Origin of the sequence: Pseudarthrobacter sp. lyk4-40-TYG-27 (assembly GCF_030209295.1) — a bacterium.
Classification (GTDB): Bacteria; Actinomycetota; Actinomycetes; order Actinomycetales; family Micrococcaceae; genus Arthrobacter.
In genome coordinates, this window is sequence record NZ_JARVSH010000004.1 from 193,925 (window position 1) to 220,308 (window position 26,384).

24 protein-coding genes are annotated in these 26,384 nt (G+C 67.6%); 7 read left to right on the forward strand and 17 right to left on the reverse strand.

What is annotated here, in order from left to right; all coding sequences use genetic code 11:
• Window positions 1–98: 98 nt before the first annotated feature.
• The 6 genes from QRM96_RS08560 to QRM96_RS08585 form a co-directional block, all read right to left on the reverse strand.
• Window positions 99–506 (reverse strand): DUF779 domain-containing protein, encoded by a 408-nt coding sequence (locus QRM96_RS08560; RefSeq protein WP_285248567.1) that lies wholly within the window; start codon window positions 504–506, stop codon window positions 99–101.
• A complete protein-coding gene (gene adhP / locus QRM96_RS08565) occupies window positions 506–1,528 on the reverse strand; it encodes an alcohol dehydrogenase AdhP (protein ID WP_285319223.1) in 1,023 nt (340 codons plus the stop codon). The genes QRM96_RS08560 and adhP overlap by 1 nt, the downstream gene beginning before the upstream one ends.
• Before the next feature lie 41 nt (window positions 1,529–1,569).
• On the reverse strand, window positions 1,570–3,093 hold the full coding sequence (exaC, locus tag QRM96_RS08570) for an acetaldehyde dehydrogenase ExaC (RefSeq protein WP_285319224.1): 1,524 nt from the start codon (window positions 3,091–3,093) through the stop codon (window positions 1,570–1,572).
• A 152-nt stretch (window positions 3,094–3,245) separates the two neighbouring features.
• Window positions 3,246–4,589 (reverse strand): GAF domain-containing protein, encoded by a 1,344-nt coding sequence (locus tag QRM96_RS08575; RefSeq protein WP_285319226.1) that lies wholly within the window; start codon window positions 4,587–4,589, stop codon window positions 3,246–3,248.
• A gap of 57 nt (window positions 4,590–4,646) precedes the next feature.
• Window positions 4,647–6,107: an FAD-dependent oxidoreductase gene (locus tag QRM96_RS08580; RefSeq protein ID WP_502934882.1), complete on the reverse strand. Its 1,461-nt coding sequence runs from the start codon at window positions 6,105–6,107 to the stop codon at window positions 4,647–4,649.
• 39 nt (window positions 6,108–6,146) lie between these two features.
• The gene (locus tag QRM96_RS08585) at window positions 6,147–7,142 is read right to left on the reverse strand and encodes a DNA topoisomerase IB (protein WP_018760554.1); all 996 of its coding nucleotides are present in this window, start codon (window positions 7,140–7,142) and stop codon (window positions 6,147–6,149) included.
• A gap of 104 nt (window positions 7,143–7,246) precedes the next feature.
• On the opposite strand from QRM96_RS08585, the gene rarD reads away from it, so the two are divergent.
• Window positions 7,247–8,272 carry an EamA family transporter RarD gene (rarD, locus tag QRM96_RS08590; protein ID WP_109044310.1) on the forward strand — a complete coding sequence of 342 codons (1,026 nt, stop codon included), beginning with the start codon at window positions 7,247–7,249 and terminating at the stop codon, window positions 8,270–8,272.
• Window positions 8,273–8,353: 81 nt separating this feature from the next.
• Here the strand turns inward: rarD and gabT are convergent, their stop codons facing one another.
• Together gabT and QRM96_RS08600 are read right to left on the reverse strand one after the other, a co-directional pair.
• Window positions 8,354–9,724: a 4-aminobutyrate--2-oxoglutarate transaminase gene (gabT, locus tag QRM96_RS08595; protein ID WP_018760556.1), complete on the reverse strand. Its 1,371-nt coding sequence runs from the start codon at window positions 9,722–9,724 to the stop codon at window positions 8,354–8,356.
• A 74-nt stretch (window positions 9,725–9,798) separates the two neighbouring features.
• The gene (locus tag QRM96_RS08600; protein WP_109044309.1) at window positions 9,799–11,229 is read right to left on the reverse strand and encodes an aminobutyraldehyde dehydrogenase; all 1,431 of its coding nucleotides are present in this window, start codon (window positions 11,227–11,229) and stop codon (window positions 9,799–9,801) included.
• 168 nt (window positions 11,230–11,397) lie between these two features.
• On the opposite strand from QRM96_RS08600, the gene QRM96_RS08605 reads away from it, so the two are divergent.
• Entirely contained in the window at window positions 11,398–12,834 is a 1,437-nt protein-coding gene (locus QRM96_RS08605) for a PucR family transcriptional regulator (protein ID WP_018760558.1), read from the forward strand.
• Window positions 12,835–12,840: 6 nt separating this feature from the next.
• Here QRM96_RS08605 and QRM96_RS08610 read toward each other — a convergent pair whose 3' ends face one another.
• Window positions 12,841–14,445: a CYTH and CHAD domain-containing protein gene (locus QRM96_RS08610; protein ID WP_285319230.1), complete on the reverse strand. Its 1,605-nt coding sequence runs from the start codon at window positions 14,443–14,445 to the stop codon at window positions 12,841–12,843.
• A gap of 135 nt (window positions 14,446–14,580) precedes the next feature.
• Between QRM96_RS08610 and QRM96_RS08615 the strand changes: the two genes are divergently transcribed.
• Together QRM96_RS08615 and QRM96_RS08620 are read left to right on the forward strand one after the other, a co-directional pair.
• On the forward strand, window positions 14,581–15,846 hold the full coding sequence (locus QRM96_RS08615; RefSeq protein WP_285319232.1) for an MFS transporter: 1,266 nt from the start codon (window positions 14,581–14,583) through the stop codon (window positions 15,844–15,846).
• A 4-nt stretch (window positions 15,847–15,850) separates the two neighbouring features.
• Window positions 15,851–16,531 carry a FadR/GntR family transcriptional regulator gene (locus QRM96_RS08620; RefSeq protein ID WP_285319234.1) on the forward strand — a complete coding sequence of 227 codons (681 nt, stop codon included), beginning with the start codon at window positions 15,851–15,853 and terminating at the stop codon, window positions 16,529–16,531.
• 74 nt (window positions 16,532–16,605) lie between these two features.
• Here the strand turns inward: QRM96_RS08620 and QRM96_RS08625 are convergent, their stop codons facing one another.
• Window positions 16,606–17,145, reverse strand: a complete 540-nt coding sequence (locus QRM96_RS08625) for a hypothetical protein (RefSeq protein WP_285319236.1) — start codon at window positions 17,143–17,145, stop codon at window positions 16,606–16,608.
• Between the two features lie 160 nt (window positions 17,146–17,305).
• On the opposite strand from QRM96_RS08625, the gene QRM96_RS08630 reads away from it, so the two are divergent.
• From QRM96_RS08630 to QRM96_RS08640, 3 genes are read left to right on the forward strand one after another with little or no spacing between them, the layout of a single operon-like run.
• Window positions 17,306–17,596: a hypothetical protein gene (locus tag QRM96_RS08630; RefSeq protein ID WP_026264322.1), complete on the forward strand. Its 291-nt coding sequence runs from the start codon at window positions 17,306–17,308 to the stop codon at window positions 17,594–17,596.
• Between the two features lie 3 nt (window positions 17,597–17,599).
• Entirely contained in the window at window positions 17,600–18,427 is an 828-nt protein-coding gene (locus tag QRM96_RS08635) for a DUF1206 domain-containing protein (RefSeq protein WP_018760564.1), read from the forward strand.
• A gap of 35 nt (window positions 18,428–18,462) precedes the next feature.
• Window positions 18,463–18,903, forward strand: a complete 441-nt coding sequence (locus QRM96_RS08640; RefSeq protein WP_285319237.1) for an SRPBCC family protein — start codon at window positions 18,463–18,465, stop codon at window positions 18,901–18,903.
• 65 nt (window positions 18,904–18,968) lie between these two features.
• Here QRM96_RS08640 and QRM96_RS08645 read toward each other — a convergent pair whose 3' ends face one another.
• From QRM96_RS08645 to QRM96_RS08675, 7 genes are all read right to left on the reverse strand, one after another.
• Window positions 18,969–20,435, reverse strand: coding sequence for an FAD-dependent oxidoreductase (locus tag QRM96_RS08645; RefSeq protein WP_018760566.1), 1,467 nt, complete (start codon window positions 20,433–20,435; stop codon window positions 18,969–18,971).
• A gap of 97 nt (window positions 20,436–20,532) precedes the next feature.
• Window positions 20,533–21,795, reverse strand: a complete 1,263-nt coding sequence (cobA, locus tag QRM96_RS08650; RefSeq protein ID WP_285319239.1) for a uroporphyrinogen-III C-methyltransferase — start codon at window positions 21,793–21,795, stop codon at window positions 20,533–20,535.
• An 87-nt stretch (window positions 21,796–21,882) separates the two neighbouring features.
• Complete coding sequence (locus tag QRM96_RS08655) at window positions 21,883–22,329, reverse strand: SRPBCC family protein (protein WP_285319240.1); 447 nt, start codon at window positions 22,327–22,329, stop codon at window positions 21,883–21,885.
• A gap of 105 nt (window positions 22,330–22,434) precedes the next feature.
• Window positions 22,435–23,400 (reverse strand): ABC transporter permease, encoded by a 966-nt coding sequence (locus tag QRM96_RS08660; protein WP_285319241.1) that lies wholly within the window; start codon window positions 23,398–23,400, stop codon window positions 22,435–22,437.
• The gene (locus QRM96_RS08665; protein WP_018760570.1) at window positions 23,390–24,115 is read right to left on the reverse strand and encodes an ABC transporter ATP-binding protein; all 726 of its coding nucleotides are present in this window, start codon (window positions 24,113–24,115) and stop codon (window positions 23,390–23,392) included. Before QRM96_RS08665 ends, QRM96_RS08660 begins: the two co-directional genes overlap by 11 nt.
• Window positions 24,116–24,141: 26 nt before the next feature.
• Entirely contained in the window at window positions 24,142–25,272 is a 1,131-nt protein-coding gene (locus tag QRM96_RS08670; protein WP_285319606.1) for an ABC transporter substrate-binding protein, read from the reverse strand.
• Between the two features lie 130 nt (window positions 25,273–25,402).
• Entirely contained in the window at window positions 25,403–26,203 is an 801-nt protein-coding gene (locus tag QRM96_RS08675) for a hypothetical protein (protein WP_285319244.1), read from the reverse strand.
• Window positions 26,204–26,384 lie beyond the last annotated feature (181 nt).

Consider the following 26,384-nt stretch of genomic DNA (forward strand, 5'->3'; position numbering starts at 1 on the left):
GTCCCGAATAGTGAGACGACCAAAAGCCCGAACTTTATTCCGCGAATGCATCCGGGGCCCTCCTGATGGAGAGCCCCGGAGCATGTTGGCCGAACTTCCTAGACGGGCCAGTCCATCAGGGTTGAGCGGATCAGGAAGCGCTTGCCCTCGGGCGCTTCGACGGAAAACCCGCTTCCCCGGCCCGGAACAACGTCGACAGTCAGATGCGTGTGGCTCCAGTAATTGAACTGTTCCCGGGACATCCAGAACTCCAGGGGCAGGGGCTGCACTCCGTCCGACAGGTCGAAAAGCCCCAGCAGGACGTCTGAATCCCCGGTGATGAAATCCCCTGCCGGGTAGCACATCGGCGAGGAACCGTCACAGCAGCCGCCGGACTGGTGGAACATGAGCGGACCGTGCCGCTCCCAGAGCATCCGCAGGAGGTCCACGGCCGCGGGCGTGAGCGCCACCCGGGAGAAGTCTTCCCCGGGCAGCGTCACGGCGGCCTCAAGCCCATGAACGTGCATCAGAACTTCAGCACCACGCGGCCGTCGATCTTGGCGTGCTTCATCTCGTCGAACACGGCGTTGACCTCGGAAAGCTCCCGCACGGAGACCGTGGGGTGGATCTTCCCCCGGGCGTAGAAATCCAGGGCTTCCGCCAGGTCCTGCCGGGTGCCGACGATCGAGCCGCGAACCGTCAACCCCTTGAGCACAATGTCGAAAATCGGCGCCGGAAAGTCCCCCGGCGGCAGCCCGTTGAACACGATGGTGCCACCACGGCGGGCCATGCCGATCGCCTGCCCGAACGCTGACGGGTGCACCGCAGTAACCAGGACTCCATGGCAGCCTGCCGTTTCACGTTGGATCACTTCCGCTGGGTCCTCATGCAAGGCGTTGACTGTCACTTCGGCGCCGTGGGTCCTTGCCAGGGCAAGTTTGTCGTCGGCGATATCCACCGCGGCGACGCGCAGGCCCATGGCCACTGCGTATTGGACGGCGATATGGCCCAGGCCACCGATGCCGGAGATGGTGACCCACTGGCCCGGCGTCGCCTCGGTCATCTTCAGGCCTTTGTAGACGGTGACGCCGGCGCAGAGCACCGGCGCCACCTCGACGGGGTCGGATCCCGCCGGTATGCGGGCCGCGAAGCGCGAGTCCACGAGCATGTACTCCCCGAAAGAGCCGTCCACGCTGTAGCCGCCGTTCTGCTGCGACTCGCACAGTGTTTCCCAGCCGGTGCGGCAGTACTGGCAGTCGCCGCAGGCGGACCACAGCCAGGCGTTGCCCACGAGGTCGCCGAGGGCGAGATCGGTGACGCCCTCGCCCAGGCCCACCACCTCGCCGACCCCTTCGTGGCCGGGAACGAACGGCGGTGTGGGCTTCACCGGCCAGTCGCCCTCCGCGGCGTGGAGGTCGGTGTGGCACACGCCGGTGGTGAGCACCTTGATCAGCGCCTGCCCCGGCCCGGGCACCGGAACGTCGATGTCCTGGACAGACAGGTCGGTGCCGAATTCGGTTACTACTGCTGCTTGCATTGTCGTCGTCATTGGCGAAATCCTTGCGTCGTTGTAGCGGAGGTAGCGATGGTTTAGAAGAAGCCCAGCTTGTTCTCGTCGTAGCTGACCAGCAGGTTCTTGGTCTGCTGGTAGTGGTCCAGCATCATGGCGTGGTTCTCGCGGCCGATGCCGGAGGACTTGTACCCGCCGAAGGCGGCACCGGCCGGATAGGCGTGGTAGTTGTTGACCCAGACGCGGCCGGCCTGGATTTCCCGTCCGGCACGGTAGGCCACGTTGCCGTTGCGGGACCAGACGCCGGCGCCCAGGCCGTAGAGGGTGTCGTTGGCGATGCCCATGGCGTCGTTGTAGTCGCTGAACTTTGTCACGGCCACGACGGGCCCGAAGATCTCCTCCTGGAAGATCCGCATCCTGTTGTGCCCCTCGAACACGGTGGGCTCGACGTAGAAGCCGCCTGCCAGGTCGCCCGGCAGTTCGGCACGGGCGCCGCCGGTCAGGATCTTGGCGCCTTCCTGCTTTCCGATGTCGATGTAGGAGAGGATCTTCTCCAGCTGGTCGTTGGAGGCCTGGGCACCCACCTGGGTCTCGGTGTCCAGCGGGTTGCCCTGGATCATCTTCTCCACCCGCGCCACGGCGTCGGCCATGAAGGACTCGTAGATGTCTTCCTGGACCAGGGCGCGGGACGGGCAGGTGCAGACCTCGCCTTGGTTGAAGGCGAACAGGGCGAAGCCCTCCTGCGCCTTGTCGTAGAAGGCGTCGTCCTCCTGGGCAACGTCGTTGAAGAAGATGTTGGGGCTCTTGCCGCCCAGTTCCAGGGTGACGGGGATCAGGTTCTGGCTGGCGTACTGGCTGATGAGCCGCCCGGTGGTGGTTTCACCGGTGAAGGCGATCTTGCGGATTCGGGAGCTGGAAGCCAGCGGCTTGCCGGCCTCCACGCCGAAGCCGTTGACCACGTTGATCACGCCGGCGGGCAGGAGGTCGCCGATAAGTTCCATCAGGACCAGGATGGAGCTCGGTGTTTGCTCGGCGGGCTTGAGCACCACGGTGTTGCCGGCGGCGAGCGCCGGGGCCAGCTTCCAGACGGCCATCAGGATGGGGAAGTTCCAGGGGATGATCTGGCCCACCACGCCGAGCGGTTCGTGGAAGTGGTAGGCGGTGGTGTTGTCGTCCAGCTGGGACAGGCTGCCTTCCTGGGCCCGGACGGCCGAGGCGAAGTACCGGAAGTGGTCCGAGGCCAGCGGAAGGTCTGCGTTGAGGGTTTCGCGGACCGGCTTGCCGTTGTCCCAGGTTTCGGCGACGGCGAGCATCTCGAGGTTTTCGTCGATGCGGTCCGCGATCTTGTTCAGGATGGCGGCCCGTTCCGCCACGGAGGTCTTGCCCCAGGACGGTGCGGCTTTGTGGGCCGCGTCCAGCGCCAGCTCGATGTCTTCGGCGGTGCCGCGGGCCACCTCGCAGAAGGCCTTGCCCGTGACCGGGGTGATGTTTTCGAAGTACTGGCCCTTCACCGGGGCCACCCATTCGCCACCAATCCAGTTCTCGTACCGGTCCTTGAAGGTGAGCTTCGAACCGTCGGTTCCTGGCTGCGCGTAAACGGTCATTGCTTAGCTCCTTTGCTGTGCAGGAGGCCGGCCCGCTCGGGGCCCGCCGTTGCCTACAGCGTAGGAGCCGGGAGGTTGCAGCCAGGTTGCAACGGTGGGTGCGCTTGCCGGAACCCGGTTCCGACAAGCTCAGCCACCGGGCAGGCCGGGTTTCAGGCGCGCAGTTCGGTTTCCAGCCGCTCAAGATCAGCGACGACGGCGGCCCGCTTGGGTGAGCGCGGCGGCAGGAGGCGGAGCGCGGCACGGCGGATGCCGACGTCGTCAGTTGCCTCGGGAAGCGCGGCAAACTTGAGCAGGGACTCGGCGCTGCCGTCCGTCAGGACGGCCTCACGGAGCAGGGACGACACCCTGCTCCGCAGCTCGACGATGCCAGGCGCCTCCGAGCGGGGCAGCACCGCTCCCCGGTAGATCTCCAGCGCCACCCGGTGGGCTCCGCGCTGCAGGCAGCTGAGGACCTGGCCGGTATCGGCCACGATGTCCACCGGGAGCCGGTAGGGACGCGAGCCGGGGACGGCCTCAGGGCTGAGCTGCTGGATCACTTTGCGCAGGCGCACCATCTCGGCCCGGAGCGTCATGGTGGAGCCCTCCCCCGGGTACAGCAAAGAACTGAGTTCCTCGGCGGTGAGCCCATCCGGATTCATCCCCAGCAGGGCAAGGATTTCACTGTGCCGGGCGGACAAGGCAACCGTCTTTCCCCCGAGGCTGAGCAGCGCCTGGTCTCGGCCCAGCAGCTGCAGGCTGTTCCGGTAGAGGCTGCCTTCCGTGGCACCGCGCCCCTGCCCGTCCGCCGCAGCCGGGCTCCGGCGTCGGACGGGTTTCCTTGCCAGTTCTGCCGCGTGCTGCAGGCGCTCCACCCGCAGCTGCGCCTGCGCGGCCGCTACCGTTGCTTCGACCAGCGACAAGGTGTGCGGCGCCACCGCGGTAGCCGTCCCGGTGATGTCCACGACGCCGAGGACAGCTCCCGAGTCGGGGTCGTGGAACGGAACGGCGGTGCAGCTCCAGGGGTGGACGGCGCGCTGGTAGTGCTCTGCGCCGGAGATCTGGATTCCCCTGCCCAGGGCGAGTGCCGTTCCGGGTGCGCTGGTGCCCACGCTCGCTTCGGACCAGTTGGCGCCGGCGACGAACATCATGCCTTCAGCCCGGCGCTGGAGCGCGGGATCGCCGTCCACCCAGAGGAGCCTGCCCACTTCGTCCCCGACGGCCACCAGGAGCCCGCTGTCGTGGCTGGGTTGCACCAGCAGTTTGTTGATGACCGGCATGATCGCGGCCAAGGGGTGCCGGCGGCGGTAGTCCTCCAGTTCATCCCAGTCGAACGCCAGGGGCGCGGCGGCGTTGTCCGGGTTCGCTTTGAAACGGGCGGACCGCAGCCAGGATTCGCGGATCAGGGCGCGCAAACCGGGTATTTCAGGGGTGGCGTCAGCGAACGCATGGTCCAGGCGCTCGTGTCCGGCCAGCGCGGCACGCTGGCGCGGTTCAGGCTGGATCAGGTTCGTCATCGAACTCCCGGAAAGCGCAGGGGTGTGGCGGCTATTCTAACCCCGCCGGCCGGAGGCTCAGCCGCGGGAGATGCGGATCATTTCCTCGCGCGGGACCACCTTGATGCGTTCGCGCACCACGTGGTCCAGCCCTTCGGGCCCGGTCCAGGCAGCGCCGAGGCCGGCCTCGTGGGCGTCGAGCTTGTTCCAGCCCTCCCACGTGGTGTATTCGACGCCGCGCTCCTCCAGGAGGTCGATAATGGCCTGCGGATCCGGGTTGCGGGCCGCCGGGAGGTTCAACCGGTCCTCCAGCAGGAACCCGATGGTCTCCAGGGCATCGCCCTTGGTGTGCCCGATCAGGCCGACGGGGCCGCGCTTGATCCAGCCGGTGGTGTAGATTCCGGGGACCGGCTTGCCCTCGGCGTCCAGGACACGGCCGCCCTCGTTCGGAATGACTCCGCGCTTGGCGTCATACTCCAATTCGTCAAGCGCTGAGCCGTGGTAGCCGATGGCGCGGTATACGGCCTGGACGGGGTATTCGACATACTCCCCCGTGCCCTTGGCGTTTCCGGTCCCGTCCAGCTGCATCCGCTCGAACTTGATGCCGCCCACCTTGCCCGTGCCGTCGTCGAGCACTTCAACCGGGCTGTGCAGGAAGTGCAGGTGCAGCCTGCGGGAGGACGGGTTCTCGGCTTCGGCGTGCTCTTCCACCAGCCAGTTGGTAAGGGTGTTCACCATGGTCTTGATCTGGTTGTTGCTGCGGATGGCCTCGTCCGAGGCGTCGTCGAATTCGAAATCCTCCGGGTAGAGCACGATGTCGACGTCGTCCATGTGGCTGAGCTCCCGCAACTCCAGCGGGGTGAACTTGACCTGGGCGGGCCCGCGGCGGCCGAAGACGTGGACATCAGTAACGGGAGATGCCTTCAGGCCCTGGTAGACGTTGTCCGGGATTTCGGTACTGAGCAGTTCTTCCGGGTGCTTGACCAGCATGCGGGCCACGTCCAGGGCCACATTGCCGTTGCCGATGACCGCGATCTCCTTGGCGTCCAGGGGCCATTCGCGCGGAACGTCCGGATGCCCGTCGTACCAGGACACGAAGTCCGCTCCGCCAAAGGAACCACGGAGGTTGATACCCGGGATGTCCAGGTCCGCGTCCTTGACCGCGCCGGTGGAAAAGATCACGGCGTCGTAGAAAGCGCGGAAATCGTGCAGGGTGAGGTCGCGGCCGTAGGTCACGTTGCCCAGGAACCGGATGTCGCCGCGGTCCAGGACCTTGTGCAGGGCGTTGACGATGCCTTTGATCCGGGGATGGTCCGGGGCCACGCCATACCGGATCAGCCCGTACGGTGCCGGGTAAGCCTCGAAGAGGTCGATGCTGACCTGGAAGTCGCCGTCCTTGACGCCGCTGGACTTGGTGAGGATGTCCGCAGCATAGACTCCTGCCGGTCCCGCGCCGATGATGGCGACGCGGAGCGGACGGTTGGCGGCGGATTCGCTGTGATTGGTCACCGGGAGCCCTTCTGAACTGGTCCTGCTCATGATTCATGCGCTGCATGGTGCAACGCACAAGGCCCCATTCTAGTTGGCGGCCAGGGGCACCACCTGGCCTTCCCGGTACAGGAGTGCCCGGAGTTCGGCTTCGGCGGAGTCCAGCCGCTTCGGATCTATGGTTTCGCCGTCATGGTAGTGGTCCACCACGCGGGGGTCCACGTAGCTCTTGCGGGCGATCGAGGGGGTGTTTCCCAGGGTCTCCGCGGCCTCCACCATGGCCCGGCTGATGGCGCGCTTCCGCTTGGCGGCCGTGCGCAGGGCGCCGGTGCGTGCCAGGCTGGCCGCTGCGGCAGCCGTTCCCCGCAAGGTCCGGAAGTCCTTGGCCGTGAAGTCGGACCCGGTCCGCTCCTTGACGTAGGCGTTGATGTCCGCGCTGGTCACGGGCCGCCAGGTGCGGCCCTCCTTGTAGGCGAGGAGCCGCGCGTTGGACCCGCGCCGCTTAAGCAGGCGCAAAAGGTCGGCGAGGTCGGGATCGCGGATTTCCGATTCCCAGTCCTTGCCGCTCTTGGCCGGAAAGCTCAGCAGGATCCTGTCTTTGCGCACCCGGACGTGGGCACACAGCAGCGTGGCCAGGCCGCGGCTGCCGTTTTCGTTGGTGTAGCGCTCGGAGCCGACCCGCAGGGATCCGCTGTCAAGCATCCGGAAGGCTGCCGCCAGGACGCGTTCACGGCTGAAACCCTCGCTTCGCAGGTCCATGGTGACCCGGCGCCGGGCCACGGGCAGCGATTCGGCCAGCTGCAGGGACCGGTCGAACTTCACCCGGTCCTTCCGCTCGCGCCACTCAGGATGGTAGATGTACTGGCGCCGCCCCACTGCGTCCAGGCCGGTGGCCTGGATGTGGCCGTTCTCGAACGGGGCGATCCAGACGTCGGTCCACGCAGGGGGAATGCCGATGCTTTCCAGCCGGTCCCGCACGGGTCCGGGCGGCAGGGTGGAACCGTCAAGGTCCCGGTAACTGAAGCCTGTTCCTGCAGCCACCCTGCGGTAGCCGCGGCCGGAGGCGTTGCTGCGCCGGAGTCTCATCGGGCGCCGGATGGCCGGTTAGCGGATGTCATAAAAGAAAGCCTACTGATTGTTTTGCGGTTTGCCCGTGTTCGGGGTGGAATACCTGTCCCGGGACTGCTGTTATGGACATCGTGCCCATTCCAGAACGAACGTCCCACGCCGCCCCACTCACCACGTCCCCGGCCCCAGGGCAGAAGCCCGCGGCCACCACGGGCCCCAAGGCCGTTGCAAAGGACACGACGGCGGGCATGCTCTTCGGCATCGGCGCGTACGTTTTGTGGGGGCTGCTCCCCCTGTACTTCTTCATCCTCATGCCAGCCGGCGCCGTCGAAATCGTGGCCAACCGCGTGCTGTGGTCGCTGTTGTTCTGCGCCCTCCTGATCACGGTGACCCGGACCTGGAGCGTGCTTGCGGCCGCGGTGAGGGATCGGCGGGTGTTCGCTCCGCTCGCGTTGGCGGCGTTCCTGATCGCGATCAACTGGTTGACCTACACCTACGGCGTGACCACCGGGCAGGCAGTGGAAACCTCGCTGGGCTACTTCATCAACCCGCTCGTTTCCGTTTTGCTGGGCGTGTTCGTGCTAAAGGAACGCCTCCGGCCGCTCCAGTGGGCCGCCGTCGGCGTCGGCTTCATCGCCGTGGGCGTGCTGACCTACTCGTACGGAAAACTTCCCTGGATCGCCCTGACACTGGCATTCAGCTTCGGACTGTACGGGTTCGTCAAGAACCGGGTGGGCTCCAGGGTGGACGCCATTACCAGCCTCAGCGTGGAAACCATGGTCCTGGCCCCGCTGGCCGCTGTGGCGATGGTTGTCCTGGCCGCCGGCGGCACCGCCACGCTGACCACGCAGGGGGCGGGGCACTTCTGGCTGCTGCTGGCCTCCGGCGTCATCACCGCGGTTCCGCTGCTCTTCTTCGGCGCCTCCGCCCGGCGGCTGCCGATGACCACCATCGGCTTGCTGCAATACTTCGCGCCGGTGCTGCAGTTCCTGGTGGCCCTGCTGGTCTTCCGGGAGGCCATGACCGTGGAGCGTTGGATCGGGTTTGGAGTGGTGTGGCTGGCCCTGCTGCTGCTCACGGTGGACATGCTGCGGACGGCACGCCGGAACTCGCTGGTCCGAAGGGCCGCGCTCCGCGCCGCAGCCTGAAAAGGCTGCCCGGGCACAAAGAAGGTGGGCTCCCCATTGGGGAGCCCACCTTCTTTGCGTTGCCGGAGGGAGTCGTTCCGGTTAGGCGTTGGCCTTGATCGCCGCGGCCAGGACATCCAGCCCGTCGTTGAGCAGCTCGTCGGTGATGACCAGCGGGGGCAGCAGGCGGATGACGTTTCCGTAGGTGCCACAGGTGAGGATGATGACGCCTTCCTTGAGGCAGGCGGCGGCCACGGCCTTGGTCAGCTCTGGGTTGGGTTCCGTGGAACCGGCCTGGACGAGCTCGACGGCGAGCATGGCACCGCGGCCACGGACGTCGCCGATGACGGCGGTTCCGGCAGCAGCCAGGTCGGACTGCAGGTCGCGGAGCCGGCCCAGTGCGAGTTCCTCGATGTGGCGGGCACGGCCGTTGAGGTCGTATTCCTCCATGGACCCGATGGACGCCAGCGCCGCGGCGCACGCCACGGGGTTGCCGCCGTAGGTGCCGCCCAGGCCGCCGGGGTGGACGGCGTCGAGGAGGTCGGCGCGGCCGGTGATCGCGGACAGCGGCATGCCGCCGGCGATGCCCTTGGCCATGGTGATGATGTCCGGGACGACGCCCTCGTGATTCACGGCGAACCATTCACCGGTGCGGCAGAAACCGGACTGGACCTCGTCCGCGATGAAGACGATGCCCTTGTCCTTGGCCCAGGCGGCCAGCGCCGGCAGGAAGCCTTCGGCCGGGACGATGAAGCCGCCCTCGCCCTGGATGGGTTCGATGATGATCGCGGCAACCTGGTCCCCGCCGATCTGCTTTTCGATCATGGTGATGGCGCGCTTGGCGGCCTCGGCACCGGTGATGGAGGGGTTCTCCTCGCGGTACGGGTAGCTCATGGGCATCCGGTAGACCTCAGGGGCGAACGGGCCGAAGTTGGTCTTGTACGGCATGGCCTTGGCGGTCAGCGCCATGGTCAGGTTGGTGCGGCCGTGGTAGGCGTGGTCGAAGGCGACGACGGCGTCCCGCCCGGTTGCCAGGCGGGCCACCTTGACGGCGTTCTCCACGGCCTCGGCGCCGGAGTTGAAGAGGACGGTGCGCTTTTCGTGGTCACCCGGGGTGAGGCGGTTCAGCTGCTCGGCGACCGCGACGTAGCCTTCGTACGGGGTGACCATGAAGCAGGTGTGGGTGAAGTGCTCCACCGCTTCCTTGACGGCACCGACGACGGCGGGGTCGGAGGCACCCACGCTGGTCACGGCGATGCCAGAGCCGAGGTCGATGAAGGAGTTGCCGTCGACGTCATGGATGATGCCGCCGTCGGCGTCTGCAACGTAGACCGGGACGCTGGAGGCGACGCCGGCAGCCACCACGGACTTGCGGCGCTCGGTCAATGCCACGGACTTGGGGCCCGGGAAGTCGGCCTGGACGTTGCGCTTCTGCTCGAGCCGGTAGGTGATGTCTGATGCGGTGGTGGTCATTGGGGTTCTTTCTGTGCTGGTGGTTGGGCTTGCCGAAACCGCGGTTCTCGGAGAGCCCAACCCGCGGAAACTGGTCAGGCGTCGAGGGCGGACATGACGTGCTTGATGCGGGTGTAGTCCTCCACGCCGTACATGGAGAGGTCCTTGCCGTAGCCGGACTGCTTGAAGCCGCCGTGGGGCATTTCGGCGGTGAGCAGGATGTGGGTGTTGATCCAGACGGCACCGAAGTCCAGGTCCCGGCTCAGCCGCATGGCGGTACCGTGGTTGGTGGTCCAGACGCTGGAGGCCAGGGCGTATTCGACGTCGTTGGCCAGTTCCACGGCTTCGGCTTCGGTGCTGAATTTCTGCACGGTAATGACCGGGCCGAAGGTTTCCTTCTGCACTACGTCGTCGGTCTGCTTGGCGCCGGTGATGATGGTGGGTTCGAAGAAGAAGCCCTTCTCCCCCGCCCGGTGGCCGCCGGTTTCGATCCGGCAGTTCTCAGGCAGGTTCTCCACCACGGAGGTGACCGCATTGAAGTGGTTGATGTTGTTCAGCGGGCCGAAGTAGTTGTCCTCGTCGTTCTGCGAGCCCGTGTGCAGGGTCTTGGTGTGCTCCACCATGGCTGCCACGACGTCGTCGTGCACTGACTCCTCCACCAGGACCCTGGTGATGGCGGTGCAGTCCTGGCCCGCGTTGAAGAACGCAAACTCGGCGATGGCCGCGGCGCTCTTCTTGATGTCCGCGTCCTTGAACACGATGGCCGGAGCCTTCCCGCCCAGCTCCAAGTGCGCGCGCTTGAGCCCCTTGGCGGCACCGGAAGCGACGGCAATCCCGGCGCGCACGGAGCCGGTGATGGACACCAGGCCGGGGACCTTGTGCTCCACCATCATGGCCCCGGTTTCGCCGGTGCCCAGGACAACGTTGAGGACACCGGCGGGGAAAATCTCTCCGGCGAGGCGGGCCAGCACCAGGGTGGACTCCGGCGTGGTGTCTGAGGGCTTGAGGACCACGGTGTTGCCGGCGGCCAGGGCGGGGCCGATCTTCCAGATGGCCATCAGGAACGGGTAGTTCCACGGCGCCACCTGGGCCACCACGCCGATGGGTTCGCGGCGGACGTAGGAGGTGTGGCCCTCGAAGTACTCGCCGGCGGATTTGCCTTCCAGGATGCGGGCGGCACCGGCGAAGAAGCGGAGCTGGTCTGCGCCGGCGGCGATTTCCTCGGAGGCGATCAGGGAGCGCACCTGGCCGGTGTTGCGGTGCTGTGCCTCGACGAGTTCGTCGCTGTTGGCCTCGATGGCGTCGGCGAGCTTGAGCAGCATCAGCTGGCGCTGGCCGGGGGTGACGTGCTTCCAGGTCCGGAATGCGTCCTTCGCGGCAGCCATCGCGGCGTCGACGTCGGCCTGCACGGAAACGGGGGCGTGTGCCACCACTTCGCCGTTGGCGGGGTTGACCACATCCAGCAGGGCGGTGCCGGCCGGCGTGACGAACGTGCCGTTGATGAAGTTTTGCAAGGTCTGGACCACGGTGTGCAACCTCTTTCGTAGGAGCCATCGGCGCCCGGGCGGAGGCCGGGACGGATGGATGGAACTGCATTGAGCCTATGCCAGGGCCCCACCGCGGTGAATAGCCACCTGCACACCCTTACGGAATAGGTTTAGTGCGGTTGCCCAGCTCACGTTTATCCTTGCTTCATGGCCATTTCCCTCGCTGCCCTGGTGGGCGTGACGTCCCTGAAGCTGTCCAAGGCGGGCGTGGCGGAGACTACCTGGAACCAGGACATCAACTGGGTGGCCGTCACCGAGCTTGAGGATCCCCAGCGGTTCCTCAACGGCGGGGAGCTGGTCCTCACCACCGGCCTGCGGCTGCGGTCCGCCCCCGAACAGCGACGTTTTGTCCGCCAGGTGCAGCGGGCCGGCGCCGTGGGCATCGGATTCGGGGTGGGCCTGACGCACGAGGCAGTGCCGCCGGCCTTGCTGGCGGAGGCGAACCGGTGGGGCCTCCCTGTGGTGGAGGTGCCGTACGAGACTCCGTTCATCGCCATTACCAAGCTGGTGGCGGACGCCCAGTCGGCAGACCACTACGCCAAGCTTGAGCGGCTGATCGCCGGACACCAGGTGCTGGCCCGGGCACTTTTGACCGGCGGGGGCCTGGCCGAGTTGTTGAAGAATTTGGGCGGCATGCTGCGCACGGATGTTGCCCTGACCCAGTTCGCCGCGCAGCTGTACAACAGCAGCACGTCCAGTCCGTCCGCGGATGCCTGGTCCAGCTACCCCGTGCCCACCGGCCGGAGGGATGCCTGCACGCTGTGGGTCCGCCAGCCGTTCGAGGACACAGGCATCATCGGGTATGCGCAGAACCTGATCAGCGTGGAGCTGAACAACATGGTCAAGCAGCGCCAGGCCCAGCGGGCGCTCTGCGGCCAGGTGCTGGAGGACGTGATCCATGGCGCGCTGGAGACCAGCGAGGCGCAGCGCCGCCTGGCCGGCGTGGGCGTGAACAGCACCCGCAAGAACGTGGTGCTGCTGGCGGTGTCCGCCGCCCATGGCAAGGCCCTGGGAAGCACCTCGGTGCCGCTGGACCTCGAAAAGGCCGTTGCCGCCGTGGTGGGCAAGGACCTGGTGCTGGTGGTCAATGACGACGGCGGGGCGGCGCCGGCGCTGGCACGGAAGCTGAGCGACCACCTCGCCGAGGCCGGGATCCACGCCACGATCGGCATCGGCGGGGCGTACACCAAGCCCAATGGCCTGCGCTGGAGCTACTTCGAGGCGCGGGACGCCGCAAGCCACGGCCTGCCTGTCAATGAACCCGAGCGGCTGAGCCTGACGTCGCTGCTGCTGGCCAGCGAGGACGTGCCGCTGGCGGATATGGCGCATGAGTCGCTGAACCCGCTGCGCGCCTTCGATGCGGCGCACGGCTCGGAGCTGATGACCACGCTGGAGAGCTACCTGAACAACAATGGCTCGGTGGCCGCGGTGGCGGAAGAGCTGACCCTGCACCGCAACACGGTGCGGTACCGGCTGGCCCAGATCACCGAGCTGACCGGCTACGACCCCGCCGTCACCGCGGACCGGGTGCAATTGTGGCTGGCCCTGGCCGTGGCGCGGTTGTCGGCGCGACAGGGCAAATAACCCGCCCTAGATGATGCCGCGGCGGAAAAGGTCTCGGGATTTCTTCCGGGCCTTCAGATATTTGGCGTGTGCGGCGAGCATGATCGCATCCTGCTGGCTGAGCAGCTCGGTGTAGACGGCCGCGGTGGCCGGGTCACTGCCGTCACCGGCAAGGGCCGTCAGCAGTTCCCTGGCCACCACGGCGTCCTGGAAGCTGCCCAGGATCTTTTGCTGCCGGCGGGCGGCCTTGGCCACCTTGGCGGCGCGCTTGCCGCGGACCAGGGCGGCTGATTCCGCCACGTAGCGCAGCCGCTTGGCGTCTTTGCGTACGCGGTGCAGGGCAAGTTCCTGGTCCGTGCCGCGGCGGGCGCGCGTGGCAGCCTTGTGCGAGCGCTTCAACTTCCTGGCGCCCTTGTCCACGGCTTTCGCTGCCGCCTTGCGGCCGGAGGTGACGGCGTCGGCGCGCACCGGCGGGTTGTCGCGGAAATCCTCGAGGTTGTCCAGGAGCCGGAAGTAGCGGGCCGAGCCGAGCGCTTCCTGCAGGAGGCGGTAGGCGGCGTCGAAATTTTCACCTGTCCGGTGGTCAACCGCTGCCGTGGCGGCCGCGAGGCCCTCCCCCGGCGGAAGGTCGGCCAGCTGGCTGCGGAGCTGCGCGCCCAGGACTTCGGCGTCGCGCGGTTCGCCGAGCAGCCGGCCCAGCCACTTCAGCTCGCCCCGGAGCCGGCGCACCGGCGATGCCCTATACAGCTTGCCGTACGCTGCCAGGACCGATCTGATGCGGCGGGCGGAGGAGCGCATGGTGTGCACCGCTTCCGGCTCCTCCAACCGGACGGCGGCGTCGATAGCGAGGATCTCGTCGATCTGCGACGCCACAAAGACGGTGACGACGGCGGCTGCCGGGGCGCGCTTGCCTGCCAGCAGGGCGGGGCTGCTTCCGGCGTCACTGCCGTTCGCATCGTCGTCGGGGGCGGCACCGTTGGAGCGTTTCGCGGCTGCCTTGCCGGCGCCCAGGGCGCGCGCCAGCTTCGAGGCGTGCCCGGCCGGCCGGGCGCCGGCGGCGGTCAGGAGTTCTTCCACCGGCCCGAAGAGGGCGGGCCCGCCGTGGACCAGTTCCACCTCCCACTCGCGCCACTGCCCGTGCGCGCTGGTTCCCTTGTCCCGGCCGGCCAGCCGCTCGGTGGTGACGTGGTCGTCGGCGAGGTCGGCGAGGTGCACGCCGTCGTCACCGTACAGGGGGTAGGTGGTGCGGCGGGTTTCCAGCCGGACCACCGGCACCGGAACGGATCCCCGCAGGTAGGCGTGAAGGTGGGCCAGCAGGCTGTCCGGCACGGCGTCGGGACGGCCAAGGGGCGCGTGCAGCTCCGTCCGCGGCGCGGGACCTTCAGCGGTGGCGGCGGCGGTGGGCGGGAGCTTCAGGTGCCACCCTGCGTCGGTGCCGCCGGTGCGGCGCCGCAGGGTGATCCGGCGGGCCGCCAGGTCGTGGGCGGGGCTGTCGAAGTACACCGCGTCGAGGAGGTCGGTGTGGGGTTTCCCGGTCCGGGCCACTCCGGCGGCTTGTTCCAGCGCCGGCACCACGGCGTCGTCGTCGACGTCGTACTTCTTCTCGATCTCAAGTCCCCGCGAAGCCTCCACAGCCGTCCTTCCGCACCGCCCGGTCCATGCCAGGCCCTCCGACAGTCCGTTCGCAGTCTATGCCAGCCCCGGCATCGGCGAGAGGTTGCCCACAAAACCGCAAACATCAAACGTCTAACCTTTAGGGTGGATGGTATGTCCGCCACTCCCCCCGCGTCCGCGCCGGCAGCAACCGCAACCGTCCCGGCCGGCACCGCCGGCGCGGTGCCCGCCAAGCCGCGCTCCGCCGTCGTCTTCGGCGTGATTGCCCTGGTGCTCATCGGGCTGAACCTCCGTGCCGGGATCACCGGAGCCTCGGCCCTGCTGCACGACCTTCAAGCCGTCCTGGGCTACGGGGCACTGGTGGCGGCCACCATCCCGTCCATTCCCACCCTGTGCTTCGCGGTGGCCGGAGCCGCAACTTCCTGGCTGAGCGGCAAGCTGGGCGTGGAGAAGGCCATCCTGCTGTCGCTGGCGCTGCTGGCCGGCGGGCTGCTGCTGCGCGGCGTCCCGGCAACCGGCATGCTGGTGGCCGGCAGCGTGGTGGGCATGTCCGGGCTGGCCATCTGCAACGTCGCCATGCCGTCCTTCATCCGCGAGCACTTCGCCTCCCGGACGTCGCTCATGACCGCCGTTTACACGGTGACAATGACTACCGGCGGCACCCTGACTTCGGTCCTGGTCGTTCCACTGGCACAGGCCCTCGGGTCGCCGTCCGCCGCGGTGGGGGCGGTGGGCATCGCGGCCGTGGCGGCATTCCTGGGCTTCCTGCCCGTGGCGCTGCACGCCCACCGCCACACCGTCCGGAGCACCGCAGCCCACATCTCGCCCTGGCCGCTCCTGCGGACCGGGAAAGGCCGGCTCCTCACCGCGATCTTCACCCTCCAGGCACTCCTGGCCTACGCGCTGCTGAGCTGGCTGCCGTACATGCTCACCACCATGGGAATGAGCGCCTCGGACAGCGGACTGATGTTCGGGCTGATGCAGCTCGTGTCCGTCCCGGCGGGCATGGTGCTGATTGCCATCGGATCCCGCCCGCGCATGCTGCGCCCGGCCTTTTACCTGGTGAGCGTCACCATGGCGGCCGGGATCGCGGCGCTGTTGGTGCTGCCTGTGGGACTGGCGGCCATTCCGGCTGTCCTGATCGGTTTCGGCCTGGGCATTTTCCCCCTGGTGATGGTGATGATCAGCCGCAGCGGGTCCAGCACCGCCGAAACCACGGCCCTGTCCACCCTGGCCCAGTCCTCGGGGTACCTGCTGGCGACGGCAGGTCCCTTCGGCATGGGCCTGCTGCACAGCGCCACCGGCGGCTGGACCCTGCCGCTGGTGCTGCTGCTGGCACTGGCACTGGTCCAAATCGTGGTGGCCCACCTGATCACGGGGCGCCCGATGTCCGGAACCCGCCCTGCGGAAAGGAAGTAGCACCTTGTCTTTGAGCCCGTCCGTCCGCCAGCCGCTGGCCGCCGAAGTTACCGCCAAGCTGCGGGAAATGGTCCACTCCGGCGAATGGGCGTTGAATCAGCGCATTCCGCCCGAGCCCGAACTCATGGCGCGGCTGGGGGTTTCCCGCGGGACCCTGCGCGAGGCGGTGAAGGCCCTGGCCCACGGGGGCATGCTGGAGGTCCGCCGCGGTGACGGAACCTACGTGCGGGCCACGAATGAGATGTCCGGTGCCGCGCGGCGGCTCTACCAGGACCATACCGAGCAGCACATCCTCGAGGTCCGGCTGGGGTTGGACACCCAGGCTGCCCGGCTCGCCGCGCGCAATGCCACGGACGACGACGTCACGGCCCTGCGCGCCTTCCTCGCCGCCCGGGACCAGGCCTGGAAGAACGGCGACATCGAGGCCTGGGCCGACGCAGACTGGCAGTTCCACCAGGGAGTGGCCCAGGCCTCCGGCAACCCGCTGCTGCATGAGCTGTACGCCAGCTTCGGGACGGCATTCCACCAGGACCTGCTCACGCAACAGCGCCGGCCCGGCTTCAATGGGCTTCCGCGGGACGGCCACGAAACACTGCTGGACGCCATTGAACGGCGGCACGAGGACGACGCCGTCGCCACCGTGAACCGGAACCTGAACTCCTGCGCGGAGTGGCTGGCGGAGTAAATCTCCCCGCGCATGGCGGCGGCCCGGCACTGTGGTGCCGGGCCGCCGTCGTCCGTCCTGTGCCTGCCGGTGAATCAGCTCCGGCGCAGGCCTGCGAGGACGTTCGTGGGGCGCTGCATCTCGCCGTGCTTGGCGCCCAGGATGATCACCAGCGCGGCGAATCCGGGGATGGCCCACTGCAGGAGCTTGAGCTGCTGCTGGGCGGACTTCAGCTCGTCCGATGCCGCCGGCTGCGGCTCGGTGGCTCCCTTGGCCGCCTCATCGGCAAGCTTGTCCACTTTCTTGCCCAGGATGCCCGAGTACAGGGTCACCCCGGCGCCCGCAAGGGTCACGACGGTCTTGATGGCGGTGTCGCGTGCCACGCCGTCCTGCTTGGCGATCCGGCCCTTGTTTTCCCAGGCGATGGCGAGGTCTGCCGCCAGGTGCGCGGCGAACGCCGCGGTCTGGACCGGCGCCCACCGCATCCAGCCGGCGCTGGAAAGCCGGGTGCGTTCGGCGGGATCCTTGGCCTGCGCGGCCGCCCCGTTCAGGCCGATGGCGCCCATCAGCGATCCGCCGAACCATGCTGCCGCCGTCAGGTCGTGAACTGAACGCGCTAAGAGATTTCCTGCCATGATGTGCATTCCTAACGTTGTGAACGGGTTCCGGCGTGCTGCCCTCCGCGGGTGTCGCATGCCGTGTCCTAATCAAGGTATGGTCTGCTCATACTAAGCACACTTACTAATATTACGAAAGCCCGGCCCCCGGCCCCGCCGACCGCGTAATATCAACGCCATGGGAAACACAGGGACATTGTTCGGCTGGGCCTTCGGGAACCCCGCCCGGGAAAGTGACAGCGGCTATGTGGATGCGCTGGAGCGCCAGGCATTGGGGAACGCCCGGGAAACGGCCAAGGCCAAGGGCGTCAGTGTCCTCGCCGGTTCCGAAGTGTTCACCGTCCTCAGCGGGCACGATTCACTGGTGGAACTGGACAACGCCCCCGGCCAACTGGTGGTCCGCTGCACTGTCCATGTTGAGGGCCCCGGAGCCGAGAACATGCGGGCCGAAGGGCCCATGAACGGCTAGGGCATGTCCGACGGCGATTCCACCCTCAGCCAGGCAGCCGACGCGGTCGAAGACGCGTCCAACCACAAGGTCCTCGATGTCCTGGCCCGCGCGGGATTCGCCGTCATGGCGCTGCTGCATGTGATCGTGGGTGCCATCGCGATCGCCATCGGCTTCGGCCACCAAGGGGACGCCGAGCCAACCGGGGCCATCGCCCGGCTGGCGGACAACCCCTTCGGCACCGTCGTCATGTGGGGGTGCGTGGTGGCCTGCCTGGCCTTGGCTCTCTGGCAGGCCAGCGAAGCGACCCTCCGTGCCCGGAGCCTGCCCCGGAAGGAACGGCTGGCCAAACTGGTGTCGTCGGGTTTCCTTGCCATCGCGTACGGCAGCGTGGGCCTCAGCTTTGCCGGATTCGCCGTTGGGCAGCCCAGCGACTCGGGCGACAACACCAGGGATTTCAGTTCCGGCGTGATGGCGCACCCCGCAGGGCCTTGGGTCCTCGTGGCCCTGGGCCTGACCATCCTCGGCATTGGGATCTACTTCATCGTCAAGGGCCTCCGGCGCGGGTTCAAGGAGGAGCTGTTCCACTTTGACGGCACCCGGCGGGGTCGGCTGATCGACAGCCTGGGCGTCACGGGCCATGTGGCCAAGGGCATCGCCCTGGTCCTGACCGGCCTGCTGTTCGTGATCGCCGCAGCCCGGCACCGGCCCGATGAATCCACCGGACTGGACGGCAGCCTCAAGGCCCTCCAGGACCACCCGTTCGGCCCCACCCTGCTGGTGGCCATTGGCGCCGGCTTCATCGCCTACGGGATTTTCGCGATGATCCGGGCCCGGTTCGGCCGCATGTAGCACCGCCTTTTGCCCATGAAGAGAGAAGGAACCCCATGTCCACTGTCTCGCAGCTGTTCACGTGCCCCGCTGCCGACGTCTGGCGGGTCATCGCCGACGGCTGGCTGTATTCCGGCTGGGTGGTGGGCGCCTCCCGGATCAGGGATGTGGATCCCGAATGGCCGGGGCCCGGAGCCCGGCTCCACCACTCCGTAGGAGCGTGGCCGCTGGTGCTCAACGACAGCAGCCGTGTCACCGCGGTGGATCCCGGCCGCTCCCTGGAACTCGTGGCGCGCGGCTGGCCCGTGGGCGAGGCCAAGGTGGACATCAGGCTGGAGGACCGCGGCGGCAAATGCCTGGTGACCATTGCCGAGGACGCCATCCGCGGGCCGGGAAAGCTGATGCCGAAATTCCTCCGGGATCCTGTCATCTCCGCCCGGAACCGCGAGACCCTTCGCCGGCTCGAGCTCATGGCCATCGGCGGCGCGGGAAAATAGCGCAGCAGGGTTAAATGGCGGGAGCCGCGGAACGGTGGTTCCGCGGCTCCTGCAGCAACAGGATCCTAGACCTGGGCGGACACGCCATCACGGGAAATGGACACCATGTCCTCGCGCGGGACCACCTTGATGCGCTCACGCTTGACCTCGACGCCGTGCGAGCCGCCGGCCTCGGTGGCGGCCGCGCCAAGCGCGAGTTCGTGGGCGTCCAGGGCCAGCCAGCCTTCCCAGGACGTGAACTTCACGCCGCGGGCATCGAGGAGCTCGACGACGGCGTCTTCAGCAGGCGCGGAGGCGACCGGGAGGTTTTCGCGGTCTTCCAGCAAGTAGGTCACGGTTTCCAGGGCGTCGCCCTTGGTGTGCCCGATCAAGCCGACGGGGCCACGCTTGATCCAGCCGGTGGCGTAGATACCCGGCACATGGTTGCCTTCGGCGTCCAGGACGCGGCCGCCGTCGTTCGGGATGACGCCCCGCTTGTGGTCGAACTCGATCTCGGGCAGGGCGGAACCGAAGTAGCCGATGGCGCGGTAGACGGCCTGGACCGGGTAATCCACGTACTCGCCGGTGCCGCGGGCGTTGCCCGTGCCGTCCAGCTCGGTGCGCTCGAACTTGATGCCGGCCACTTTGCCCGGAGCTTCGGCGTCGTCGTAGATCTCCACCGGGCTGTGCAGGAAGTGCAGGTGCAGGCGGCGGGAAGCCGTGAGCTCGGAGAGGTCTTCGGGCTGCTCTGCGATCCAGTTGGTGAGCGTGCCCACCATGGTCTTGGTCTGGTTGTTCGTCTGGATCTGGCGGTCCGATTCCTCGTCGAACTCGAAGTCCTCCGGGTACAGGATGATGTCCACGTCCTTGGAGTGGGACAGCTCGCGGAGCTCCAGCGGGGTGAACTTGACCTGGGCAGGCCCGCGGCGGCCGAAGACATGGACGTCCGTGACCGGGGAAGCCTTCAGGCCGGCGTAGACGTTGTCCGGGATTTCGGAAACAAGGAGGTCGTCGGCGTGCTTGGACAGGACGCGGGCCACGTCCAGCGCCACGTTGCCGTTGCCGATCACGGCGATCTCCTTGGCCTCGAGCGGCCATTCACGGGGGACGTCCGGGTGTCCGTCGTACCAGGAGACGAAGTCGGCGCCGCCGTAGGAGCCGTCCAGCTCGATGCCGGGGATGTTCAGGTCCGCGTCCTTGATGGCGCCGGTGGCGAAGATGACGGCGTCGTAGTGGGTGCGCAGGTCCTCGATGGTGAGGTCCGTGCCGTAGTCCACGTTGCCGAAGAAGCGGATGTCGCCGCGGTCCAGGACCTTGTGCAGGGCGTTGACGATGCCCTTGATGCGGGGGTGGTCCGGGGCCACGCCGTAGCGGATCAGGCCGTAGGGCGCCGGGTAGCGGTCGAAGAGGTCGATGCTGACGGTCAGCTCGCCGCTCTTGACGGCCTCGCTCTTGGTGAGGATGTCAGCGGCGTAGACGCCGGCCGGGCCGGAGCCAACGACGGCGACGCGCAGCGGACGCGCAGCAGTTCCTACGGTGGTGCTGGATGACACGGCTGTGTTCCTTTTCTTCGTTCCGGCCCAACTGGCTCGCATTCGTTGCCGTTTTGACGGCTCAGAACGACAACAACTGCCAGTCAGTTGGGTGGGGCTAGGTGGTGAGGACGGTCTTGCGGGGGCTGTTCGGGGTGGTGGTGCCGTAGTCGGCGGTTTTGAAGTGCGGCGGAGCGAACGGGCTCACGCGCACCACGTCACCGATGACGATCACGGCGGGGTTGGCAACACCGGCGGCGTCGGCCTGGTCCGCGATGGAACCGAGCGTGCCGATGGTGACGCGCTGGTCCGGCAGGTAGCCGTTTTCCACGATACCAACAGGGGTGTCCGCCGGCATGCCCGCTTCGCCCAGCGCGGACGCGGATTCCCGGAGCTGGCCGACGCCCATGAGCAGGACGATGGTGTGGTCCGGGCGGGCGGGAACCTCGGAGAGTTCCTCGTGTCCGGTCACCACGCTGAAGCCCTTGGCCAAGCCGCGGTGCGTCACGGGGATGCCTGCGGCGGCCGGGACGGAGATGGCCGATGTAACGCCGGAAACCACTTCAACCTCCACACCGTGCTGGCGGCAGTATTCGGCTTCCTCGCCGCCGCGGCCCAGCACGTAGGGGTCCCCGCCCTTGAGCCGGACCACGCGGTGGCCCTTCAGCGCTTCTTCGACCAGGATCCGGTTGATCTCCGCCTGCGGCACCGGGTGGTGGCCGGGGGTCTTGCCCACTTCGATGACGCGGACGTCCGGAGCCAGTTCGTTCAGGAGGCCGCGGGGGCCCAAGCGGTCAGCCACGACGACGTCGGCCTGCCCCAGGAGCCGGCGGCCGCGGACCGTGATGAGGCCGGTATCGCCGGGGCCGCCACCAACCAATGCAACGGTTCCCCGGTGTGCGCGGCGGCGGCGCAGCGGGAGGTCGCCGGTTTCGAGGGCGGTGGCGACGGCGTCGCGGACGGCCATGGCGTGGCGCGGGTCTCCCCCGGCGTTCACGGCGATCTTGACGTCATCCACCTCGGCGACGGCGGGCGTCCAGGCGGCGGAGGCTTCGTGGTTGGAGGCATTGACGCACCAAACCCGCTGCGCCTCGGCGTCGGTTGATACCTGGGCATCCACCTCCGGGTCGCCGGTGGCGGTCTGGGCGAACCACACGCCGTCGACGTCGCTGGAAAGGTAGGGCCGCGCTTCCCAGGTGAGCAGGCCGGCGTCGGCCATCTCCTTCAGCGCGGGCGAGGCAACCGGGGCCACGACCGTGACCACTGCACCGGCGTCGAGCAGGCCTTTGGCGCGGCGTGCGGCAACGGGGCCGCCGCCCACCACCAGCACGGGGCGGCCGAGCAGCCGCAGCGCCGTGGGGTATATGTCCTGAATTGCCATGGATCAACGGTAGGGCCGCGTCACATTCGCCAACAAAGGCCGAGCAACACCAGTTCACGCAAGGTAATGCTGCGTCACAAACGATTCCTAGGGCCGCCCGGCGAGGAACCGGCCCCTGCGGATGATCAGGCGCTCCAGGTAGCGGGCCAGGACAAGCCGTTCGACGGCGGTACCCAGGGCCCCGAGCGGGGCGGTGAACTCCACCCGGTCCGTCATCACGCTTCCCGTGGCAGTGGGCGCGAAGTCATGGACATGCCGGAAGGCCTTGAAGGGGCCCCTCAACTGTTCGTCGGTGAAGCTGCGCGGGTAATCCAGATGGGTAATGCGGCTGGTCATGGTGAGCGGGACGCCGAAGTGCCGTGCCCGCCAGGTGACCTCCTGGCCGTGCCCGATCAGCCCGCCCGTGACACCGGCCACCGCGCGCTCCCCGGATGCCTGCTGCGAGTCCACGTGCAGGTCGATGCTGCGTGCCCGGTCGAAGAGCTCTCCCACGGGGAGCGAGGACTCGGTGCGGCATACGAAGCTGGCTGTCATGGCGCCAGTCTGCCACCTGTTCCCGACCCGAGCGGGCAGGACAGCAGAAAGCCCGACAGCGGGACTCGCCGTCGGGCTCTCTGCAGGGTTGGGTGCCGGCGTGGGCTAGCGGGTACTGCCGGACAGGAGGCCCCGGCTGCGGAGGAGCCGCTTCTCGATGGGGCCGAAGACCAGCAGCTCAATCAGGATGCCCACCGCCAGGATCAGGAGGATGGCAGCCATGACCACGGCCATGTCCGAAAGGGTCCGGCCCTGGTCCAGCAGCGAACCCAGGCCAAAGCCGATGGTGCCGCCCACCGCAATGATTTCAGCGGCCATGAGGGAACGCCAGGAGAAGGCCCAGCCCTGCTTCAGGCCGCCCAGGTACCCCGGCAGCGCGGCCGGAAGGACAATCTGCAGCGCCATCTGGAGCCGGGACGCACCCAGCACAGTGCCCACCCTGCGGTACTGCGGCGGGATCTGGTCCACGCCGGAGATGAGCCCGTTGATGATGGAGGGGATGGCTCCCATGAACACCACGAAGTAGACGGTGGCGTCGGTGAGGCCGAACCAGATGATGGCCGCGGGGACCCAGGCCACCGAGGGCAGGACCTGCAGGCCGGAGATCAGCGGGCCGAAGGCGCGCCGCAGAGGCGCCACCTGGGCCAGGAGCAGCCCCACCGGCGTGGCGATGGCCACCGAGATGAGGAAGCCCACCACGCCCCGCTGCAGTGACGTCCAGACGGACTCCTGCAGCTTGCCGTCGCTCCAGAGGACGCCCAGCTGGCCGAGGACGTCCAGCGGACCCGGCACCAGGTCGCGGCGCTTGACGCCCAACGACACGTAAAACTGCCAGACCAGCACCAGGACCAGCAGGGCAGCCACGGGCAGGAGGATCCGGCTCCAGTCGATCCGGTGCTTCCGGTCGGCGTCGGACTGCAGGGAATCCAGGCCGGACTCCAGCTCCCGGAGGTCCTCTTTGCCAGTGGAGGTCCTGGTCAGGGCGGCGTGGACGTGACGGGTTTCAGCGGCCGTGGCTTCGACAGGCTCAACCACCGGCTCTTCTTCAACCAGGGGTGGGTTACTTGGCATGGCGGCGAATCTCCTCCCGCAGCCGGGCCGTGATGACCCCGGTCAGCTGGCCGGCGAGCCCGGCGTCGGTTCGGTGTTCCTCGGTGACGGACCATTCCTGGACCACCCGTCCGGGACGGGAGGACAGGAGCAGGACGCGCTGTCCCAGCCGGACGGCCTCGCGGACGTTGTGGGTGACGAACACGATGGTGCGTCCGGTTTCCTTCCAAATCCGTTCCAGCTCATCGTGCAGCAGGTCACGGGTAATGGCGTCCAACGCGGCGAAGGGCTCGTCCATGAGCAGCAGTTGCCGGTCCTGCGCCAGCGAGCGGGCCAGTGATACTCGCTGCCGCATGCCGCCGGAGAGTTCGTGCGGACGCTTGTCCCCGGCAGAGCCGAGGTGCACCAGTTCCAGGAGTTCCTGGGCCTTGGTGCGGCGCTCGGTTTTGCCCGCTCCCCTGAGCTTCAGGGCCAGTTCGATATTTTCCCGGGCCGTGAGCCACGGGAAGAGCGCGGCGTCCTGGAACATGAAGGCGGCGCCGTCGCTGGGCACTTCCAGGGCGCCCGACGTCGGCGCTTCAAGTCCCGCGATGATGTTCAGGAGGGTGGACTTGCCGCAGCCGGAGGCACCGAGGAGGGCAACGAACTCGCCCTGCTTGATGTTGGCGTTGACGTCGTCCAGTACCGGGGCGCCGTCGCCGAAGCGTTTGCCCAGGTTTTCCAGTACGACTGGCATGGTGCCGTCCTTAGGTAGTGGGTGGGTCAGTCCTGGCCGAGGCCGGCCGCGGAGATCTTGTCGGCGCCACCGGTGACCTGGTTGAGCGCACGGAGGTCGAAGAGCCCGTTGATGTCGGCCTTCTTGGTGGTTCCCGCATCCACGCCGTCCTGCAGGAGCTTGGGGTAGCTGCCGGCCAGGGGGTCAAGGGTGAAGGTGATGTTTGCCAGCGACCTGGTAAGGACATCGGTGGGCAATGCTGCCCCGGCGGATTCCTGCAGTGCGGCGTTGATGAGGTTCGCCTTCTCGTCAGCAGACGCGGAGTTGAGCCAGGCCACGGATTCGGCGTTGCCTGTCAGCAGCGCCTTGACGGTGTCCGGGTGGTCCGCGGCGAACTTCTGGTTCACGATCAGGATGGTGGTGGGAAACTCACCCGGCTTGCCAGTCCCGGTGCCGTCCCACAGGTCCTTTTCATCCACCAGCACCTTGGCGCCGGCCTGGAGCACCAGGCGGGAGGCCCAGGGCTCCGGCAGCCACGCGCCGTCGAGCTTTCCGTCCTGGAACAGTTTGAGGGTCTGGGCGTTCTCGGTGGGGTTGATGGCGACGTCGCCACTGCCATCCACGTTGGTCTTGTAGCCCTGCTTCGAAAGCCAGGCACGGAGCGCGACGTCCTGGGTGCCGCCCAGCTGGGGCGATGCGAGGGTCTTGCCCTTGAGGTCTGCGGCGGAGTTGATCTCCGGCTTGACCACCAGCTGCGCCCCGCCGGCGGCAGCTCCGGCGATCACCCGGACGGACTCGCCCTGGCTCTTGGCGAACGAGTTGATGGCCGGGTTGGGGCCGATGTAGGCGGCATCGATGGCACCGGCGTTCAGGGCTTCGATGGCGGCCGGTCCGGCGTTGAACGTCTGGGTGCTGAGCTTGGTGCTGCCAAGGGCCTGCTGGAGGAACCCTTTTTTGACGCCCACCAGGGCCGGGGCGTGCGTGACGTTGCCGAAGTAGCCCAGCTTCAGCTCGGCCGCGGGGCTGGGCTCTGCGGCCTGGGCCTCGGTGTTGCGGGAGACGTTCGAGGCCACAATGGCTCCGACGGCGATCAGGAAGACCAGCCCGATGGCCAGGGCAGCTTCGATGGCACGCTTGCGCTTGGGAACCGCGCTTTCGCCTGCCACGATGCGGGTCATCCCGGGCTTGGAACTAGTCATTGTTTCACCATAGGGAGTGGCCCAAACCCGTTCAATGACGCGGAAACGGGGGGTCACGCACGTTCATGTAGCGTCACATTAGGCCGCCCCAGGGCCCGGTTTCACAAATTCAGGCGCTGCGGCGTTGACCAACTGCCACAGCATGTGCGCCACCGCGGTGGCGGGGTCCTGCCAGGCTCGCCCGGTGGTGGAGCAGGCGGCGCACGTTGAGCCAGCAAAACAAGGCCAGTCCCAGGTACAGGCAGAACTCCATCACTTCGGAATACTCAGAAATTCCGTAATCGGCCGCCGGCCACACCAACAGGCGGAAGAGGCGGTACGCCGCGGCAAGCCCAAAGGCCGGCACCAGGCCCAGGGGCGGAATGAGTAAGTGCAGGGACACGGCCTGCTTCCAACGTGCCCGGACCGCCGCCCACACCAGAGGGGCGCACGCGCCGTACAGGCTGGCCAGGAGCATGGCTGCCGGGACCAGTTCCTGCACGCCTCGGATGTTGTGCAGCGTGGTTTCACCCTGCCGGTTGATCTGCTCCATGGATTCGGGAGTCTGCCAGCCAAAGATGCGCTGTCCCCAGGAAATTTCCTCGCCCGCGAGGAACCAAGCCGCGGCGCCGACCAGCCCGTAAACAACAGCCATGCCCCTCTGTCCGGACGCCGGGAGCCGGACGGCGATGAACGTCAGGAAGATCGCCGCCGCCAGGAGGCTGAGGAACTGCAGCCACTCCACCAGCGAGTCCTCGGCGAGGAGCCAGATGTACAGCGGGGGGTATACGACCGTGGCCGCAGCCGCCACCGAAATACCGCCGGGGATCAGGGCGAGCGTCACTGCCTGCCGCCGGGTGATCCGCCACTCCCGGGCATCACGGGCACATGCCAGTACCGCTGTGGTCCGCCACCGGTGGATGGTTGGCATCACGCCTCCCGAACGAATGGCCCGGGCTTGGAACCACGGGCATCGAGCAACAATGCCTGAGCTTCCCATGCCACACTTCGTCCCGAAAGATCCGGCGGGCACATTTTGCGGTTAAGGTGCGGATTGCCGCATGAACGCGAAAACGCCGGAAACCTGCGGGCTCGCTGTTCAGGAACGGCGA